This window comes from Burkholderia sp. IDO3 (genome assembly GCF_003366075.1).
In the GTDB taxonomy this organism is placed as follows: domain Bacteria; phylum Pseudomonadota; class Gammaproteobacteria; order Burkholderiales; family Burkholderiaceae; genus Burkholderia; species Burkholderia anthina.
Window position 1 is genome coordinate 1,302,655 of record NZ_CP028963.1, and the last position, 17,355, is coordinate 1,320,009.

The 17,355-nt window shown below is 67.5% G+C and carries 18 protein-coding genes; 11 read left to right on the top strand and 7 right to left on the bottom strand.

Annotated elements, in window-relative coordinates; genetic code table 11:
• Positions 1-244 precede the first annotated feature (244 nt).
• Positions 245-871 (top strand): flavin reductase family protein, encoded by a 627-nt coding sequence (locus DCN14_RS20635; protein ID WP_096502882.1) that lies wholly within the window; start codon positions 245-247, stop codon positions 869-871.
• A 347-nt stretch (positions 872-1,218) separates the two neighbouring features.
• Here the strand turns inward: DCN14_RS20635 and DCN14_RS20640 are convergent, their stop codons facing one another.
• Positions 1,219-2,121 carry a hypothetical protein gene (locus DCN14_RS20640; RefSeq protein ID WP_096502880.1) on the bottom strand — a complete coding sequence of 301 codons (903 nt, stop codon included), beginning with the start codon at positions 2,119-2,121 and terminating at the stop codon, positions 1,219-1,221.
• A 59-nt stretch (positions 2,122-2,180) separates the two neighbouring features.
• Positions 2,181-2,528 carry a hypothetical protein gene (locus DCN14_RS20645; protein WP_143331658.1) on the bottom strand — a complete coding sequence of 116 codons (348 nt, stop codon included), beginning with the start codon at positions 2,526-2,528 and terminating at the stop codon, positions 2,181-2,183.
• Between the two features lie 156 nt (positions 2,529-2,684).
• Here DCN14_RS20645 and DCN14_RS20650 point away from each other — a divergent pair, with 156 nt between their 5' ends.
• The 3 genes from DCN14_RS20650 (at position 2,685) to DCN14_RS20660 (ending at position 4,657) form a co-directional block, all read left to right on the top strand.
• On the top strand, positions 2,685-3,140 hold the full coding sequence (locus DCN14_RS20650) for a hemerythrin domain-containing protein (RefSeq protein WP_096502876.1): 456 nt from the start codon (positions 2,685-2,687) through the stop codon (positions 3,138-3,140).
• A 48-nt stretch (positions 3,141-3,188) separates the two neighbouring features.
• Complete coding sequence (locus tag DCN14_RS20655) at positions 3,189-4,313, top strand: putative zinc-binding metallopeptidase (RefSeq protein ID WP_096502874.1); 1,125 nt, start codon at positions 3,189-3,191, stop codon at positions 4,311-4,313.
• 122 nt (positions 4,314-4,435) lie between these two features.
• Complete coding sequence (locus DCN14_RS20660; protein ID WP_096502872.1) at positions 4,436-4,657, top strand: hypothetical protein; 222 nt, start codon at positions 4,436-4,438, stop codon at positions 4,655-4,657.
• Positions 4,658-4,712: 55 nt separating this feature from the next.
• Here DCN14_RS20660 and DCN14_RS20665 read toward each other — a convergent pair whose 3' ends face one another.
• Genes DCN14_RS20665 through DCN14_RS20675 form a run of 3 tightly spaced genes read right to left on the bottom strand, consistent with a single transcriptional unit; the run spans position 4,713 to position 5,696 of the window.
• Positions 4,713-5,024 carry a hypothetical protein gene (locus DCN14_RS20665; RefSeq protein ID WP_096502870.1) on the bottom strand — a complete coding sequence of 104 codons (312 nt, stop codon included), beginning with the start codon at positions 5,022-5,024 and terminating at the stop codon, positions 4,713-4,715.
• The gene (locus DCN14_RS20670; protein WP_096502868.1) at positions 5,024-5,395 is read right to left on the bottom strand and encodes a phage holin family protein; all 372 of its coding nucleotides are present in this window, start codon (positions 5,393-5,395) and stop codon (positions 5,024-5,026) included. The genes DCN14_RS20665 and DCN14_RS20670 overlap by 1 nt, the downstream gene beginning before the upstream one ends.
• Before the next feature lie 52 nt (positions 5,396-5,447).
• Positions 5,448-5,696: a CsbD family protein gene (locus tag DCN14_RS20675; protein WP_096502866.1), complete on the bottom strand. Its 249-nt coding sequence runs from the start codon at positions 5,694-5,696 to the stop codon at positions 5,448-5,450.
• A gap of 373 nt (positions 5,697-6,069) precedes the next feature.
• Between DCN14_RS20675 and DCN14_RS20680 the strand changes: the two genes are divergently transcribed.
• The 6 genes from DCN14_RS20680 (at position 6,070) to DCN14_RS20705 (ending at position 13,286) form a co-directional block, all read left to right on the top strand.
• A complete protein-coding gene (locus DCN14_RS20680; RefSeq protein WP_096502864.1) occupies positions 6,070-7,302 on the top strand; it encodes a 3-methyl-2-oxobutanoate dehydrogenase (2-methylpropanoyl-transferring) subunit alpha in 1,233 nt (410 codons plus the stop codon).
• A gap of 2 nt (positions 7,303-7,304) precedes the next feature.
• Positions 7,305-8,345, top strand: a complete 1,041-nt coding sequence (locus tag DCN14_RS20685) for an alpha-ketoacid dehydrogenase subunit beta (protein ID WP_096502862.1) — start codon at positions 7,305-7,307, stop codon at positions 8,343-8,345.
• A gap of 1 nt (position 8,346) precedes the next feature.
• Positions 8,347-9,702 (top strand): dihydrolipoamide acetyltransferase family protein, encoded by a 1,356-nt coding sequence (locus DCN14_RS20690; RefSeq protein ID WP_096502860.1) that lies wholly within the window; start codon positions 8,347-8,349, stop codon positions 9,700-9,702.
• 5 nt (positions 9,703-9,707) lie between these two features.
• Entirely contained in the window at positions 9,708-11,099 is a 1,392-nt protein-coding gene (lpdA, locus tag DCN14_RS20695) for a dihydrolipoyl dehydrogenase (protein ID WP_096502858.1), read from the top strand.
• An 874-nt stretch (positions 11,100-11,973) separates the two neighbouring features.
• A complete protein-coding gene (locus tag DCN14_RS20700; RefSeq protein WP_096502856.1) occupies positions 11,974-12,873 on the top strand; it encodes an SDR family NAD(P)-dependent oxidoreductase in 900 nt (299 codons plus the stop codon).
• 95 nt (positions 12,874-12,968) lie between these two features.
• Positions 12,969-13,286 carry a nuclear transport factor 2 family protein gene (locus tag DCN14_RS20705; RefSeq protein WP_096502854.1) on the top strand — a complete coding sequence of 106 codons (318 nt, stop codon included), beginning with the start codon at positions 12,969-12,971 and terminating at the stop codon, positions 13,284-13,286.
• Positions 13,287-13,487: 201 nt separating this feature from the next.
• Here the strand turns inward: DCN14_RS20705 and DCN14_RS20715 are convergent, their stop codons facing one another.
• Together DCN14_RS20715 and DCN14_RS20720 are read right to left on the bottom strand one after the other, a co-directional pair.
• Complete coding sequence (locus DCN14_RS20715; RefSeq protein WP_096502852.1) at positions 13,488-14,435, bottom strand: MBL fold metallo-hydrolase; 948 nt, start codon at positions 14,433-14,435, stop codon at positions 13,488-13,490.
• Between the two features lie 66 nt (positions 14,436-14,501).
• Positions 14,502-16,172 (bottom strand): GMC family oxidoreductase N-terminal domain-containing protein, encoded by a 1,671-nt coding sequence (locus DCN14_RS20720; RefSeq protein ID WP_096502850.1) that lies wholly within the window; start codon positions 16,170-16,172, stop codon positions 14,502-14,504.
• 211 nt (positions 16,173-16,383) lie between these two features.
• On the opposite strand from DCN14_RS20720, the gene DCN14_RS20725 reads away from it, so the two are divergent.
• A complete protein-coding gene (locus tag DCN14_RS20725) occupies positions 16,384-17,340 on the top strand; it encodes a LysR family transcriptional regulator (RefSeq protein ID WP_240327409.1) in 957 nt (318 codons plus the stop codon).
• The last annotated feature ends 15 nt before the right edge of the window (positions 17,341-17,355 follow it).

A 17,355-nucleotide genomic window follows, 5' to 3' on the forward strand; every position in this document is an offset into this window, starting at 1 on the left:
TCCCCGGCACCACCGATCGCCCCGATGCGATTCGGCGAAGGTCGAAAAAACCCGCGAGAAACGAAGCGCTCGCGGGTTTTTTATTGGGCGAGCCGCATGCGTCGGCGCGGCGACGCTTCACTGCGACGAACGCGACGCCATGTGATACTGGCACGCATGTCGCACCGGATACCTGCGCCGCCATCGGCCCACGCGTTCCGTCGAGCGTCTTCAACGCAGTTTGCTTCCTGCAAAACCACCCGCCATGACCGACTCGAGCTACCACTATTACGAACCGTCGCAAGGCCACGGCCTGCCGCACGATCCTTTGAACTCGATCGTGGGCCCGCGTCCGATCGGCTGGATCTCGTCGCGCGGCAGCGACGGCACGCTGAACCTCGCGCCGTACAGTTTCTTCAACGCGTTCAACTATCGTCCGCCGATCATCGGCTTTTCGAGCACGGCGGCGAAGGACAGCCTGCGCAACGTGCAGGAGACCGGCGAATTCGTCTGGAACCTCGCGACGCGCGACCTCGCCGAAAAGATGAACCAGACCTGCGCGGCGGTGCCGTACGACGTGAACGAATTCGACCTCGGCGGCCTGACCGCGATGCCGTCGCGCCTGGTCGACGTGCCGCGCGTGGCGGAAAGCGGCGTCAACTTCGAATGCAAGGTGACCGAGGTGATCCGGCTGCGCGATCACCTCGGCGTCGACACGCCGGCCACGCTGGTGCTCGGCGAGGTCGTCGCCGTGCATATCCGCCAGGACCTGCTGAAGGACGGCATCTTCGATACGTTCGGCGCGGGCATCATTCTGCGCGCGGGCGGCCCGTCGGCCTATGTGCACGTGAAACCCGACAGCCGGTTCGACATCGCGCGCCCCGACGCGTGATGCGTCGCATGCCGCGCCGGCTCCGGTCCGCTTCGCCCATGAAATGACGGCGCGCGCCACTGGCGCGAGCAGGGCCGCGAGGGTTCGGACCCGCGAATCCGAGTCCTTGTGGCGCCGAATCCGGGCAGCCGGAGCGTCCACGCTGAGCGTCATCGGAGCCGAACAGCGTCTGACAGGAACCGCATCGCGATCGCCGCGCCCCCGGGCGGGGCGGTTCCGTGGGACCTCGCATATCCGTCGAGCCGCACGCGCGCGATGTCCTGACGGGCGCCCGTACCCGGTCGCGCGATCCGCAGGGCCGGACGGATCGCCGCGCCCGGAAAGCCTCCGCTTCGCGGCGCGTGCCGTCAACAGTCGCGGGCGCGCCCGCCGATCGTCGCGCAGAAGCTCGCGACGAAGGCGCCGACAAGCATCGACGCAAATGCCCAGAGCGAGAAGACCGCGACGGCCTTGCGGGCCGCATCGGCGGCTTCGCGCGCTTTCTGTTCGGTGTCGCGCGCGATCCGTGTGGCCTGCGCCTCCACCTCGCTCAACCGTCGTTGCGCCGCCGCTTCGTCGATTCCCGCCCGCTGGGCGATCAGTTTGACGAGGTAGGTCTGGTCGGCGTCGTCGAGCTTGCCGTTCGCGAGGCCGCGCGCGAGGCTGCGCGAAACTTCCTGACGCACGTCGGCCGGGCTGCCGACGGCGGCGGGGTCGTTCGGGCGCAGCAACGTATCGGTGAAATAGTCCAGCGAGCCGTGACCGGCGCCTGCCGGTGCGGTGTGCCCGACGACCCCGGCCGCGGCACCGGCGCCGGCGCCGGCCCCAACCAGCGTCGCCCCCGCTTTCGCCGTGCCCGATGCGACGGACGCGATCGTGGACCCCAGCAGCACTACGCCGACCAGCGCGCTCACGGCCCAGACGGCCAGCCCATGGGCGGTATCCCTGAAATGGATTTCGTCGCCGGCGGCGTCCGTCCATTTCGTGCGAAGCCGGCCGGCGACGTAGCCCGCGATCCCGTAGGCGATGATCTGGGTCACGAAAAGCCAGACGATCGATCCGGCCGCGAGCGCCGCGCCCGACGCGCCTTCATTGCGCCACGGAGAGACGGAAAGGAATCCGAGGCCGGTGCCGCCCGTCAGCAATGCGACGGATATTGCCACGGCGACGACGGCTCCGGCGAAGATGGCTCCCCACGATACGGCCGAAGCCGGCGATTCGGCGCCGGCGCTGTCGTAGGCGGGGGCGAAACCGGGTCGAGCATGCTGCATGTCATCTCCTGTTGTCCGGTCGAGACTGTCTGTATCGAAAATGTTCGTGGGTGGGCGCGTCAATGCCAGAACAGCGCGATCAGGATGATGATCGGAATCGGTACGCCCAGCATCCACAAAAGAATGGATCTCATGAAGCCTCCTTGTGCGAGGGTTATCGATGCCGTGTCGGCAATCGGGCGGTCAGTCCGATATCGATCGGCAATCCGCGCTGTTGCGATGGCGGCTTCGTTTCCGCGGAATGCGGACGGCATGCGCGTCGGCGCAAACGGAAACCGGCTGGATTCGAGCCGCGCGAAGCGTTTCGAAATCGTGCAGGAATCCGAAAAAATTGACGATCGATCCGGCGCTGCCAATATGAACCCGATCGCGAGACCGGCACAACGACGCAATTGCACTAGTTGCACCAGGGCATGGCCGCGCTGCGATGCCGGGAAGATCGACGCACCCCGCGGGGCCAAGGTGTCCTAGTGCATTTGCAACTGTCGCGCGACGCCGAGGTTTGTGACCATAGCGAAGCCGCGGCACGACGCGCTGGATGCCAATTACCCGGGAGCCTTTGAATGGCCGAAACGATCTTCGATGCATTGCGCGAAAGTCACGAGATTCAGCGTTCATTGATGCGCCGGCTGTTGCGCTCGAAACCCGGCCCGGATCGCGGCATGCTGTTCGAGCAGCTGCGTATCGAGCTCGGTGCGCACGAGGCGGCCGAGGAGCGCTTTCTCTATGTGCCGATCCTGATGGACGACCGCGGACTTCATCCGTCGCGCGATGCGCTGGCCGATCATCACAAGATGGACGAGATCGTCGACGACCTGCGCGGCCGCGAGCCGAACTCGCGCGGCTGGCTGGCGACGGTGCGCAAGCTCTCCGCGGAACTGCACGATCATCTGAAGGAGGAGGAGAAGATCTTCTTCCAGATCTCGGGCAAGATCCTGCGCGATTCGGACAAGTCGGCGCTCGCGAAGCGATACCGGAACGATTACCGGCGGATGCATGCGCGGCTCGCGGACGCATAGCGCCGGAGCCGAGCGACGACGGACAGCCATGAAGGGGGGCGGTACATCGTGAAAACCTTCCACTGCGGACAATGTTCGCAACTGGTGTTCTTCGAGAACGTGAGATGCGAGCGCTGCGACGCGCTGCTCGGCTATCTGCCGGACGTCGGCGAAGTCGGCGCGTTCGAGCCCGCGGGCGACGGAACGTGGCGCAGCCTGCATCCGGCCGCGCCGGGGAAATCCTATCGGCAATGCGGCAATTACGCGAACGAGCACGTCTGCAACTGGATGATTCCGGCGGAAAGCGGCGATGCGCTGTGCCGCGCGTGCGTGCTCACCGAGACGATTCCGGACCTGTCGCTGCCCGAGAACCGGCTGCTGTGGTACCGGCTCGAGGCCGCGAAGCGGCGGCTCCTCTATACGCTGCTCGTGCTGGGCCTGCCGGTTGAATCGCACGCGCAGCAGCCGGCGTGCGGCATGCGGTTCGCGTTCAAGGCGTCGACGGACGCCGAGCCGGTCATGACCGGCCATGCGAACGGCCTCGTCACGGTGAATCTCGCCGAAGCGGACGACGCGAAGCGGGAGCAGATCCGTACCGAGATGCGCGAGCCCTATCGCACGCTGCTCGGTCATTTCCGGCATGAAATCGGCCACTACTACTTCGATCGCCTCGTGAGCGGCACGCACTGGATCGAACCGTTTCGCGCCTGCTTCGGCGACGAGCGGGCCGACTATCAGGCCGCGCTCGACGCGCACTACGCGAACGGCGAACCGGCGGGCTGGGAGCGCGCATACGTCAGCGAGTACGCGACGATGCATCCGTGGGAAGACTGGGCGGAGACGTGGGCGCACTACCTGCATATCGTCGATACGCTCGATACCGCCACCACCTGCGGGCTCGTGCTCGCTCCCGACGACGCGAGCCTGCCGACGCTGTCCGACCAGACCTCGGTCGACGAAGCGAGCTTCGGCAACCTGATGCGGCGCTGGTTTCCGCTCACCTATGCGCTGAACAGCCTGAACCGCAGCATGGGGATGCCGGACGCCTATCCGTTCGTGCTCGCGCCGGCCGTCGTCGCGAAGCTGCGCTTCGTGCACGATGTCGTGGCCGCGGCGGCCGATGCGGCGGTCGCCGAGCCGTCGCTCGTCGCGCATTCGGCGGGGAGCGAGGCGACAGGAACGCCGCCCGCCTGAATCGCCCGAATGCCGCCCCGGCAGGCGCTGCGTGGGCGTCGATGCTTTTCGCGTATCCGGCGGATGCGCCGTCGCGCGGGATCGGCCGGCGCGGGCGATTCTCTTTTTCAAGGAGAAGTCGTATGAAGTTCCTCTCGATCATGGTGACTTGCATCGCGTTGTCGGCCGCTTCCGCTTCGGCCCAGGCGGCAGGATGCCTGAAGGGCGCGGCGGTCGGCGGCGTGGCGGGGCATGTCGCGGGCCATCATGGCGTGGTCGGCGCGGCGGCGGGATGCGCGATCGGCCATCACCACGCGGCGAAGAAGGCGAAAGAGGCGAGCGCGGCGGCGGCCGCCTCGCAGTGACGGCGGCAAGACGGGCGCCCGCGCATCCGTGCGGTGTTTTGCCGGGGCGTCCGTCTTACTTCTGCACGATGTCTCGCGTCATGCGCCCGATCATCGCGGCCAGGCCGGCGCGAACGGCGGTCGTCACGAGCCGTCGCGGCCCGAGAACCGCCAGACCGGCCAGCGCCACCGCGATCGCGACGCCGGTCGCCCCGCCGAGCGCGGGCAGTCTCACGACCGGATGGCCGCCACGATCGCGCGCGGACGGCTGCCGCGTCAATTCGAGCACATGGTTCGACGCGGACAATTCGGCGCGCGTGGCCGCCATGCGGGCCAGCAGAACGCTGCGTTGCGATTCCGGCGAACCGTCGGGCGTGCGTCGTTTCATTACAGACTCTCTTTGACGGCCTGGATGTCGCGCTGCAACTCGCCGAGCAGCGTGGCGAAGGTGCCGCGCTCGTCGCGCCTGCGCACCGCGACGAAGGCGCCGACGGACACGAGCACCCAGAAGCCGGCGATCGCCCACGCGGTTTCGATCAGATACGGCGTTTGCGCGGCGCTGACGATCGCCGCCACGCACACGAAGGCCAGACCGAACGTCACGCTCAGGCCGAGCAGCGCATACAGGATCAGATCGCGCAGAAAGGACTGCTTCGCGAGATCGAATTCGACCGCCGCCAGGCTGGCGTAATCGGGCAGGCGCGACGCCGAGAATTGCGCGACGTTTTGCCATTTCCTGACTCGTGAAAGCAACGTCATGGCATGCTCCCGTGCTGACTTCAGCGTGCGCCGGCCGGCTTTCGGCCGCCGATCAGCGCTTCGACCACAGGGCGCCGACGAGAAAGCTTACCGCCGCGACGGTTGCCAGCGTCGCAAGCGGGTTGCTCGCGGTCACGTCCCGGACCTGATCGAGCGCTTCGCCATAGGACTGCTGAACCTTGCCGGCCACCTGACGCGCCTTTCCCTCGAGCTGCATGCCGGTGTCGCCCGCGACGTCGCCCACTGCTTCCTGCGCCTTGCCGGCCAGTTTCTGCGCCGTGCCTTCCGTTTTTTCGAACATGATCGACCTCGTCGTTCAAAGGGGTTGTCGGATCGTCGGGACACGGCCGGATCGCGTTCGCGACACCCGCCGATATCCCGCGAGTCAGTATAGGGAGGCCGCGGATTGCGCGTGATATCCAAATGCACCGGAGCGATTAGTGCATTTGAGGGGCTGGCGGGGCGGCGCGCGGCGATGCGCGGCGGCCGATCTGTCGCCGCGCCATGGCAAATCTGCTCACCACGAACGAGCGGCTTGGTCATCGACGTCCGGCGCGCCAACGCATAGATTTCCAAGGTTGGCGTGCTTATCCGCGCGCCAGCCCGCGCGTGAGCCGGCAACCGGCCGCGCGTTTCTATCAGCGTGAGACACAATCGAGCGTGGAGACGACACGATGAGCCTGTCAGAGCCATTGCGTCTGCATGTGCCGGAGCCCACCGGGCGTCCGGGCTGCAAGACGGATTTTTCCTATCTGCATCTATCGCCGGCCGGTGCGGTCCGCCGCCCGCCGATCGACGTTGCCGCGGCGGATACCGCCCATCTCGCACGGAGCCTCGTGCGCGTGCTCGACGACCACGGCGAAGCCGTCGGCCCGTGGGCCCCCGATCTCGACGATGCGCGCCTGATCGCCGGGATGCGCGCGATGCTGAAAACCCGCATCTTCGACGCGCGCATGATGATCGCGCAGCGTCAGAAGAAAATCTCGTTCTACATGTTGAGCCTCGGCGAAGAGGCGATCGGCGCCGCGCATGCGATGGCGCTGCGTCACGGCGACATGTGTTTCCCGACCTACCGTCAGCAAAGCATCCTGATCGCGCGCGACGTGCCGCTCGAACGGATGATCTGCCAGCTGATGTCGAACGAAGGCGACCCGCTTAAAGGGCGCCAGCTTCCGGTGATGTATTCGGACCGCGAAGCCGGCTTCTTCTCGATTTCCGGCAACCTCGCGACGCAGTTCATCCAGGCGGTCGGCTGGGCGATGGCGTCGGCGATCAAGGGCGACACGAAGATCGCGTCGGCATGGATCGGCGACGGCGCGACGGCCGAGGCCGACTTCCACACCGCGCTGACGTTCGCGCACGTGTATCGCGCGCCGGTCGTGCTGAACGTCGTCAACAACCAGTGGGCGATCTCGACGTTCCAGGCGATCGCGGGCGGCGAGGGCACCACCTTCGCCGGGCGCGGCGTCGGCTGCGGGATCGCTTCGCTGCGCGTCGACGGCAACGACTTCCTCGCGATCTACGCGGCATCGGCCTGGGCGGCCGAACGCGCGCGCCGCAATCTCGGGCCGACCCTGATCGAATGGGTGACCTATCGCGCGGGCGCGCACTCGACGTCCGACGATCCGACCAAATACCGGCCGGCGGACGACTGGACCCATTTCCCGCTCGGCGATCCGATCGCGCGTTTCAAGCAGCATCTGATCGCGAAGGGCATCTGGTCGGACAGCGCGCACGACGCGCTCACGGCCGAGCTCGAAGCGGAAGTGATCGCCGCGCAGAAGGACGCGGAGAAATTCGGGACGCTGGCCGACGACCGGATTCCGTCGCCGGCGTCGATGTTCGACGACGTGTACAAGGAGCTGCCCGCGCACCTGCGCCGCCAGCGCCAGGAACTGGGAGCGTGATCATGGCGCAACATGAAACGACGGCGGCCGCACAGCCGATGACGATGATCCAGGCGCTGCGCTCCGCGATGGACGTGATGCTCGGGCGCGACGACGACGTGGTCGTGTTCGGGCAGGACGTGGGCTACTTCGGCGGCGTGTTCCGCTGCACCGAAGGATTGCAGGCGAAGTACGGCAAGTCGCGCGTGTTCGACGCGCCGATCTCGGAAGGCGGGATCGTCGGCGCGGCGGTCGGAATGGGCGCGTACGGCTTGCGGCCGGTCTGCGAGATCCAGTTCGCGGACTACTTCTACCCGGCGTCCGACCAGATCGTGTCGGAAGGCGCGCGGCTGCGCTATCGCTCGGCCGGCCAGTTCACCGCGCCGATGACGATCCGGATGCCGTGCGGCGGCGGCATCTACGGCGGCCAGACGCACAGCCAGAGCCCGGAGGCGATGTTCACGCAGGTCTGCGGATTGCGCACGGTGATGCCGTCGAATCCGTACGACGCGAAGGGGCTCCTGATCGCATCGATCGAGAACGACGATCCGGTGATCTTCCTCGAGCCGAAACGGCTGTACAACGGGCCGTTCGACGGTCATCACGAGCGTCCGGCCATGTCGTGGCTCAAGCATCCGGGCAGCGCGGTGCCGGAGGGCTATTACACGGTGCCGCTCGATACGGCGGCCGTGGTGCGGCCCGGCAACGACGTGACGGTGCTGACGTACGGCACGACCGTTCACGTGTCGCTGGCCGCCGCCGAGGAGACCGGCATCGATGCGGAAGTGATCGACCTGCGCACGCTGTGGCCGGTCGATCTCGACACGATCGTCGCGTCGGTGCGCAAGACCGGCCGCTGCGTGGTGGTGCACGAGGCGACGCGGACGTGCGGCTACGGCGCGGAGCTGGTGTCGCTCGTGCAGGAGCACTGTTTCTACCACCTGGAAGCGCCGGTCGAGCGCACCACGGGGTGGGACACGCCGTATCCGCACGCGCAGGAGTGGGCGTATTTCCCCGGCCCGGCCCGGGTTGGCGAAGCGTTGCGACGCGTGATGGAGGCCTGAGATGGGGATTCATGTCATCAAGATGCCGGATATCGGCGAAGGGATTGCCGAGGTCGAGCTGGTGGCCTGGCACGTGCAACCGGGGCAGACGATCGCGGAAGACCAGCCGCTCGCCGACGTGATGACCGACAAGGCGGCGGTGGAAATTCCGTCGCCGGTCGCGGGCAAGGTGCTGGAACTCGGCGGCCGAATCGGCGAGATGATGGCGGTCGGCAGCGAGCTGATTCGTCTCGAGGTCGAAGGCGACGGCAACCTGAAGCCGGGCGCGAAGGGGCGCGATGCCGGCACGGATGCGACGCCGCGTCCGGCCGCAGCTGAAGCGGCCGATGGACATGCCAGGTCATCCGAAGTATCGGAAGCAGCCGCGGCCTCCGGCGCACCGGCGGTGTCGAACGCGGCGCCTCACGCCGCGCACCGCACGTCGGCCGAGCCGCGACGCGCCGAACCTGCCGCGTCGCCGCGTGCCGCACGCGCGCCCGGCGAGCGGCCGCTCGCGTCGCCGGCGGTACGCCAGCGCGCATGGGACATGGGCATCGAGCTGCGCTATGTGCGCGGCACCGGCGAAGCCGGGCGGATCCTGCATGCGGATCTCGATGCGTATGCGCGCACGGGCGGCGGTACGGCGCGTGCGTCGCAGGCGCACGGCTACGACGAGCGCAACGACGAAACCGACGTGCCGGTGATCGGCCTGCGGCGCGCGATCGCGCGCAAGATGCAGGAAGCGAAGCGCCGCATCCCGCACTTCAGCTACGTCGAGGAGATCGACGTCACCGAGCTCGAAGCGCTGCGCACGGAGTTGAACCGCCGCTACGGCGACACGCGCGGCCGGCTCACGCCGCTGCCGCTGCTGATCCGCGCGATGGTGGTCGCGTTGCGCGACTTCCCGCAGATCAACGCGCGCTACGACGACGAAGCCGGTGTCGTCACGCGTTACGGCGCGGTGCACATGGGCGTCGCGACGCAGACGGACGGCGGCCTCACGGTGCCGGTGCTGCGTCATGCGGAAGCGCGCGACGTGTGGTCGATCTCGGCCGAAATCGCGCGGCTGGCCGACGCGGTCCGCACGAACCGTGCGCAGCGCGACGAGCTTGGCGGATCGACGATCACGATCTCGAGCCTCGGCGCACTCGGCGGCATCGTCTCGACGCCGGTCATCAACCATCCCGAAGTCGGCATCGTCGGCGTGAACCGGATGGTCGAGCGGCCGATGATCCGCGACGGCGCGATCGTCGCGCGCAAGATGATGAATCTGTCGTCGTCGTTCGATCATCGCGTCGTCGACGGCGCGGATGCGGCCGAATTCATCCAGGCCGTGCGCGGGTTGCTCGAACGCCCGGCGCTGCTGTTCGTGGAGTGAGCGCGATGAAGAACGAACACACCACGTTGCTCGTGATCGGCGGGGGTCCGGGCGGTTACGTCGCCGCGATTCGCGCGGGGCAGCTCGGCATTCCGACGGTGCTCGTCGAGCGGGAACGGCTCGGCGGCACGTGCCTGAACATCGGCTGCATTCCGTCGAAGGCGCTGATCCACGTCGCCGACGCGTTCGAGCAGGCGTGCGGGCAGGCCGGCGAAGGGGCGCTCGGGATTCGCGTGCGCACGCCGGAGATCGACATCGCGAAAAGCGTCGCATGGAAGGACGGCATCGTCGAACGGCTCACGCGCGGCGTCGGCGCGTTGCTGAAGAAGCACGGCGTGCGCGTGCTGCACGGCGACGCGCGCGTGATCGACGGCAAGACGGTCGACGTCGTCACCGGCGGCGAGACGACGCGGATCGCCTGCGAGCACTTGTTGCTCGCGACCGGCTCGGAACCGGTCGCGCTGCCGCCGATGCCGTTCGGCGGGCATGTCGTGTCGTCCACCGAAGCGCTGTCGCCTGCGTCGTTGCCGAAGCGGCTGGTCGTCGTCGGCGCGGGCTACATCGGGCTCGAACTCGGGATCGTCTATCGCAAGCTCGGCGTCGAGGTGAGCATCGTCGAAGCCGCGGAGCGCGTGTTGCCCGCGTATGACGCGGAACTCGCGAAGCCGGTCGCCGATTCGCTCGCGCGGCTCGGCGTCGGACTGTGGCCGGGTCACAAGGTGCTGGGTCTCGCGAACGACGGCGCGGTCCGCGTGCAGGCGCCCGACGGCACGGAGAAGACGCTGCCGGCCGACCGCGTGCTGGTCGCGGTCGGGCGCCGGCCGCGCGTCGACGGCTTCGGGCTCGAATCGTTGCCGCTCGATCGCAACGGCCGCGCGCTACGCATCGACGACGAATGCAGGACATCGATGCGCAACGTGTGGGCGATCGGCGACGTCGCGGGCGAGCCGATGCTCGCGCATCGTGCGATGGCGCAGGGCGAGATGGTGGCCGAGCTGATCGCGGGGCGCCGCCGCAAGTTCGTGCCCGCGTCGATCCCGGCCGTGTGCTTCACCGATCCGGAGGTCGTCACGTCCGGCTGGTCGCCCGACGACGCGAAGGCGGCAGGCGTCGACTGTATCAGCGCATCGTTCCCGTTCGCGGCGAACGGGCGCGCGATGACGCTGCAGGCGACCGACGGTTTCGTGCGCGTCGTCGCGCGGCGCGACGATCACCTGATCGTCGGCTGGCAGGCGGTCGGGCGCGGCGTGTCGGAGCTGGCTGCGGCGTTCTCGCAGTCCATCGAGATGGGGGCGCGGCTCGAAGACGTCGGCGGCACGATCCATGCGCATCCGACGCTCGGCGAAGCGATGCAGGAGGCGGCGCTGCGTGCGCTCGGGCATGCGCTGCATGTGTGACGTACAGGGCTGCTGAAACGGAACCGCCGATGTGCAATGTGCGCATTGGCGGTTTTTTCTTCATCGTGCCGACGGTAGTGACCTTCATCCGATCTCCGGAATGATGCGATGCCGGTGTTTCGTGTGCCTCCCGAATTCTCCCGGCGTCACGCCAAAGTGCCGCCGGGCCGTGGTGGACAGGACGCACGCGATCGTGACGCGCCGTTGCGGCCGGCTACCGGATTGTCAATTTCCCGGTACGCAATCCTGAAAGAACCGGTGCGGGTGGAGCGCGACCATGAATGAACCGATTGTTAGTCAATCGTGGATAGTTCATCTCTGCACCCCCCGTTCATTCGCGCGACAGGCTCGGCTACACTCGATTCATCCCAACATCTCCACCGAGTGATCCAGGGTTTTCGAATGGGCACTGTATCGATGACAGACAAGGTAGCCTTGGTCATCGGCGTGTCGTCCGGTCCTGGCCGCGAACTGGCGCAACGGCTGCTTGCGGAGGGCGCGCACTCGGCGCCGACGCGGTGAGGACGATGCTCGGCCGCGCCGAATCGATCGGGCGCGATATCCGGGCATGGGAACCCGTGCGGCGATCGACGCGGCGCGACTGAGCGGGCACCCGGATCATCCGGAACGAATCCGGACGAATAGTATCGGTGTACTAAATGGAAATGCGCGCGTTGTCGTAAATCGAATCGTGGGCGGACGCCGACGCTCCGGCTGCCGTGGCAAGGCATGTTCGACATGCAGATCGCCATCAACCTGAAGGAGAAGCTCAATCCGCTGCGCGAAGCGGCGCGCTGGCTGCGCAATGACGGGAGGGTTCGAGTCCGCATGGTTCGTATCGAGGAATCACAGTCGTCAATCAAGGAGCATCGTCATGGGCAAGATCATTCTCATCACCGGCGCGTCGAGCGGCTTCGGCCGCCTGACCGCCGAAGCGCTGGCGGCGGCCGGCCACATCGTGTTCGCGTCGATGCGCGACACGGCCGGACGCAATGCGCCGGTCGTCGCACAGATGGCTGCGTATTCGAAAGCGCGGGGCGTCGATCTGCGCACGGTCGAGATCGACGTGCAGTCGCAGGATTCCGTCGATTCCGGCGTCGCCAGCGTGATCGCCGAGGTCGGCCGCATCGACGTGCTGGTGCACAACGCGGGGCACATGGTGTTCGGTCCCGCCGAAGCGTTTACGCCGGAGCAGTACGCGTATCTGTACGACGTGAACGTGCTGAGCACGCAGCGCATGAACCGCACCGTGTTGCCGCATATGCGGAAAAGCGGTCAGGGCCTGCTGCTGTGGGTGTCCAGCAGTAGCTCGGCGGGCGGGACGCCGCCGTACCTGGCGCCGTATTTCGCGGCGAAGGCCGCGATGGATGCGATCGCTGTGCAGTATGCGCGCGAACTGTCGCGCTGGGGCATCGAGACGTCGATCGTCGTGCCGGGCGCATTCACGGGCGGCACCAACCATTTCGCGCATGCGGGCGCGCCGGCCGACAAGGCGCGTGCGGCCGAATACGATGCGGGGCCGTATGCGGGGTTCGGCGACCAGGTGCTGAAGGCGTTTGCGGACATCGTGCCGGCCGATGCGGATGCGAGCGAGGTGGCCCGCGCGATCGTCGACATCGTGGGCATGCCGTTCGGTAAGCGTCCGTTCCGCGTTCACATCGATCCGACGCAGGACGGCGCGGCCGTCGGTTTCGCGGTGCTCGACCGCGTGCGTGCGGAGATGTTGCATCGCGTCGGCCTGTCCGACCTGCTGCAGCCGAAAGCGAATGCGTAACGCGCGGGGCGGCCGGCAGAAGGCGGCACGCGTCGCCGGCCCATCGTGGGTCGGCGCAGGCCGAGGGCGGGCTTCTTTCGTCGAGGATAGACACCATGAACACCGACGTACTCCATCATCCGGTCGTGCGGCGCGCGATCGACGCGCTCCAGCAAGGCGACGGCGCGGCATGGGCCGCGCTGTTCGCGCCCGATGCGACGCTGTATGACGACGGCAGGCCGCGCGACCTTCACGCATTCAACCGTGACGCGATCGGGGCCGAGCGCTTCACGACGATCGATCGCGTCGACAACGACGGGCTCGACGTCTACGGCGAGTTTCATTCGGATCGCTGGGGCACGTTCCGCACGTACTTCAAGTTCCAGGTCGACGGTGCCGGCCGGATTATCCGGCTCGACATCGGGCAGGCCTGAGCCGTCTGCATGCCGGCCGTTGTCGCGGTGGCCGCAGCGCCGTTCCAGCACACCTGAATCGCGGGGTGACGACGGGCCGTGCGCGATCGCGCGTCCGTCCTTTTGCCTGCCGTTCGCGCATTCCGAAGCCCTCGGCGACCCGCGGAATTCCGTCGAACCGAACGGCAGGCTCGGCCAGCCATGGCTGTCGCGCGCGCTGCGTCAGCGCAGGAATTCGATGCCGAACGTGCCGGCCGTATCGACGATATGCCCCGCGTGCGGGGCCTCGAAATGACCGGGCAGCAGCAGCGCGCTGTGCTCGACGCAATGCGCGAGCAACTCGAAGCGGCTTTTCGCGGCGAGCGGACGGTCGTCGCAGACCTTGCTGCTCCATTGCCAGAACGGAATCTGGATCGGCGAGTGCAGCATGTCGCCGCTGAACACGCCGCGCGCGCCCCGCGACGTCAGTTCGATGCGCACGTGCCCCGGCGAATGGCCCGGTGCGTGGCGGATCAGGAACGTGTCGTCGAGTTCGTAGGTATCGTCGAACATCGTGGCCTGGCCGGCCTCGATCACGGGCAGCACGCTGTCGTCGTACATCGGGCCGAACCACGCCGGCCCCGCGGGGCCCTCGCCGCGGATCGCACGGACCAGATGATCGTGCTCGACCTGCGAGATCACATATCGCGCGTTCGGAAAGGTCGGCACCCAGACGCCGTTGACGCGCTGCGTGTTCCAGCCGACGTGATCGGCGTGAAGATGGCTGCACATCACGTAGTCGATTTCCTCGGGCTGGATGCCGAGCGCGCGCATCCGGTCGAGATAGCGCGTCGACAGGCGGTGCATCTCCGGCAGTCCCGGCCGCTCCTTGTGGTTGCCGATACAACTGTCGATCAGCACCGTATGCCGGCCGGTCCGTACGATCCAGCTGTGCACGGGCATCGGGATGCGGCCGCTTTCGGGATCGTAGTGCGTCGGCGCGAGCCAGTGTTCGTGCTCGGCCACGCGCGCGCGGTCGAAATCAGGCAGCCAGCTTTGCGCGGTTTCGCCGAGCAGCGTCGTGTCGTACAGCCGGATGATTTCGACGTTGCCGAGCGCGAGGGAGAAGGCATGCGGCGCGGCGTTCGTGATGTGCGCATGACGATGCGCGTGCCCGCAGGAATGGGTCATCGGTGTCTCCTGAATGGTCGGAATGAATCGAATCGGGGCCTGGCGCGAGACCCCGGGCGCGACCGTCTACATCGGTGCCGTGGCGCGAACCGGGGCTTGCGCCGCGGGTACGGCTTTGCCGGTCATGAAATCCGCTGCGCGTTCGGCCATCGTCATGATCAGCGCGTTGGTCGGCCCGCGGATGATGCGCGGGATGGCCGATCCGTCGACCACCCGCAGTCCGGCCACGCCACGCACGCGCATCTGCGTATCGACCACGGCCGCCGGATCGTCGTCACGGCCCATGCGGCAAGTGCCGACCGGGTGATGCAGGGTGATCGCGACGCGTCGAATGAATGCGTCGACGTCTGCATCGCTTTGAACCTGCGCGCCCGGCGCTATCTCTTCGCCGATAAAGGGGCGCAGCCCGGCCTGTGCGCCGATTTCCCGCATGCGCCGGAACATTTCCCGAACTGCGGTGCGATCGTTCCCGGTGGCGAGGAAGTTTTGCTCGATCCGCGCATGCTCGGCCGGATCGGCCGACTTCAACGACACGCGCCCGCGGCTTTCGGGCGTGAGGAAAATGCCCTTGATCGCGAACGAGTCGGCATACGCGCGCTTGAACGGCTCGAAGTACGGCGCGGCATTCATCGCGCCGGCCGCGAGAATCAGTTGAACGTCCGGCAGCGGCAGGTGCGGCTGGCTGCGGACCAGTCCGAGCGCGGCGGCGGGGATCTTGCTCGAGAAGCCGTTGCCGCCGGCAAACGTGCGCGCGACGTCGAACGCGATGCGGTCGGCGCGCATCATCCGGTGCAGCGGCCCCGGTTCCTTGCGGCTCCAGCGCAGGTCGAACACGATGTGGTCATGGAGGTTGGCTCCCACGCCGGGCAATGCGACTTTCGGCGCGATGCCGTGTACGCGCAGGCTGTCGGCGGCGCCGATGCCGGAGAGCATCAGCAGTTGCGGCGAATTGATCACGCCGCCGCAGAGGATGACTTCGCGGCGCGCCTCGGCGAGGTAATCGGATTCGCCGCGGCGATACTCGATCGCGGTGGCGCGCGGCGCACCCCTGTCGGTGTCGAGCACGATTCGTTTCGCGAGCGCCCCGGTCACGAGCGTGACGTTGCCGCGCGCGAGCGCCGGGCGCAGATAGGCGACCGCCGCGCTGCAGCGAAGGCCGTTGCGGATGGTGGCCTGCATCGGCCCGAAGCCTTCGACGGATGCGCCGTTGTAGTCGTCGTTCTCCGGATAGCCGCATGCACGCGTCGCGTCGAGGAAGCCGCCGATCAGCGGGTCGCGATAGTCGAGCCGGGTCACGGTCAGCGGGCCGCGACCGCCGCGCAACGCCGATTCGCCGCGCTCCCACGATTCGGAGCGCTTGAAGTACGGCAGCACGGCGTCGTAGGACCAGTCGGTCAAGCCGAACTCGTCGGCCCAGCCGTCGTAATCTTCCCGCGCGCCGCGTGCGTAGGCCATGCCGTTGATCGACGACGAGCCGCCCACCACCTTGCCGCGCGCGCACTCGATCCGGCGGCCGTCCATGCCGGCTTCGGGCTCGGTGAAATAGCCCCAGTCGAAGAGACGGTTCTTCAGAATCTGGCCCCACGTCAGCGGCACCTTGATGTACGGCGAGCGATCCTGCTCGCCGGCTTCGATGACGAGGATGCGGACGTTCGGATCCTCGCCGAGCCGGTAGGCGAGTGCGCAGCCGGCGGAGCCGGCGCCGACGATCACGTAGTCGTACGTAGCGGTTTTCATCGCCGCACCTCACGGCGCGTGGCGGCAGGGCGGGCCGGCGCAACCCGCGAACGCGGGGCGCGGCGACCGGCCGGAACGGGCGTCGAACGAACCATGATGTCTCCAGGTGGGCCTGAACGCAGGCCTCTCGGTTGTGGGTTCATTCGATTGTGCGTAACCTGAAACATATCTTCCAATACGTATTGCCGGGCCATTCGATACCCGAATGGCTATGGACGAGGGAACCGTGCGCGGATTCGATTCGTATCTCACTTTTCAGAAGCTCGAGGTGTTCTGCACGGTGGTCGAGCTCGGCAGCGTCACGCGTGCGGCCGACCGGCTGTGCATCGCGCAGCCGGTCGTGACCGCGCACGTGCGCAGCATGGAGAAGCGGCTTGGCTATGCGCTCGTGAAGCGCGCCGGCCGCAACATCGCACTCACCGAAGCCGGCGAGCGCATCTATCGGTGGGCGACCGAGGTCATCACGCGCACGCGCGAGGTCGAGCGCGAGCTCGCCGGTCTCGAACAGGGCGAGATGGGCAACGCGGTCGTCGCGACGTCGATGTCGATCGGTTCGTACGCATTGCCGCCGCTGTTCGCGGATTTCTACCGGCGGCAGCCCGACGGGCTCGTGACCGTGCAGATCCTGACGCCGCAGGCGGCTGTCGATGCGACCCGCGTGGGCGGCTGCGATTTCGCGGTCATCCTGATCGCGGCCAATCAGGATCTCGACGGGCTGACGACCCTTCCCGTGTGGGAGGACGAACTGCTGCTCGTGTGCGGCGCATCGAGCCCGTGGGCCGCGCAGCCGGCCCGGGATCTCGACCTGCGCCGCGTGCCGTTCGTGAGCACGCCGCGCAACCAGCCGCGCCGCGAGCTCGAGGAGGCGCTGCTGCGCGAGCGCGGCCTCGAGCAGCGCAAGGTCGTGATGGAGCTCGGGCACCCGGAAGCGATGAAACACGCGGTGCGCGAGAACCTCGGCGTGAGCTTCATGTTCGCGTCGGCGGTGCGTGCCGAGGTCGAGCGGCGCGAGCTGGTCGTGCTCGATCGCGCCGATCTGTCGATGAAGGTGCCGATCTATCTCGTGCATCGCGACGACAAGCGCTTCTCGGCGTTCCAGGCGGAACTCGTGCAGTTCATTCTCGACGCCGCGTCGCCTGGCGCGGAAGCGGATGGATCGAACTCATAGTCGATTGGCTATCTG

Coding starts and splice junctions, on each gene's coding strand:
- DCN14_RS20725 (WP_240327409.1), top strand. CDS start 16,384: ATGGACGAGGGAACCGTGCGCGGATTCGATTCGTATCTCACTTTTCAG.
- DCN14_RS20635 (WP_096502882.1), top strand. CDS start 245: ATGACCGACTCGAGCTACCACTATTACGAACCGTCGCAAGGCCACGGC.
- DCN14_RS20715 (WP_096502852.1), bottom strand. CDS start 14,435: ATGACCCATTCCTGCGGGCACGCGCATCGTCATGCGCACATCACGAAC.
- DCN14_RS20675 (WP_096502866.1), bottom strand. CDS start 5,696: ATGTTCGAAAAAACGGAAGGCACGGCGCAGAAACTGGCCGGCAAGGCG.
- DCN14_RS20665 (WP_096502870.1), bottom strand. CDS start 5,024: ATGAAACGACGCACGCCCGACGGTTCGCCGGAATCGCAACGCAGCGTT.
- DCN14_RS20640 (WP_096502880.1), bottom strand. CDS start 2,121: ATGCAGCATGCTCGACCCGGTTTCGCCCCCGCCTACGACAGCGCCGGC.
- DCN14_RS20700 (WP_096502856.1), top strand. CDS start 11,974: ATGGGCAAGATCATTCTCATCACCGGCGCGTCGAGCGGCTTCGGCCGC.
- lpdA (WP_096502858.1), top strand. CDS start 9,708: ATGAAGAACGAACACACCACGTTGCTCGTGATCGGCGGGGGTCCGGGC.
- DCN14_RS20690 (WP_096502860.1), top strand. CDS start 8,347: ATGGGGATTCATGTCATCAAGATGCCGGATATCGGCGAAGGGATTGCC.
- DCN14_RS20705 (WP_096502854.1), top strand. CDS start 12,969: ATGAACACCGACGTACTCCATCATCCGGTCGTGCGGCGCGCGATCGAC.
- DCN14_RS20680 (WP_096502864.1), top strand. CDS start 6,070: ATGAGCCTGTCAGAGCCATTGCGTCTGCATGTGCCGGAGCCCACCGGG.
- DCN14_RS20720 (WP_096502850.1), bottom strand. CDS start 16,172: ATGAAAACCGCTACGTACGACTACGTGATCGTCGGCGCCGGCTCCGCC.
- DCN14_RS20670 (WP_096502868.1), bottom strand. CDS start 5,395: ATGACGTTGCTTTCACGAGTCAGGAAATGGCAAAACGTCGCGCAATTC.
- DCN14_RS20660 (WP_096502872.1), top strand. CDS start 4,436: ATGAAGTTCCTCTCGATCATGGTGACTTGCATCGCGTTGTCGGCCGCT.
- DCN14_RS20685 (WP_096502862.1), top strand. CDS start 7,305: ATGGCGCAACATGAAACGACGGCGGCCGCACAGCCGATGACGATGATC.
- DCN14_RS20650 (WP_096502876.1), top strand. CDS start 2,685: ATGGCCGAAACGATCTTCGATGCATTGCGCGAAAGTCACGAGATTCAG.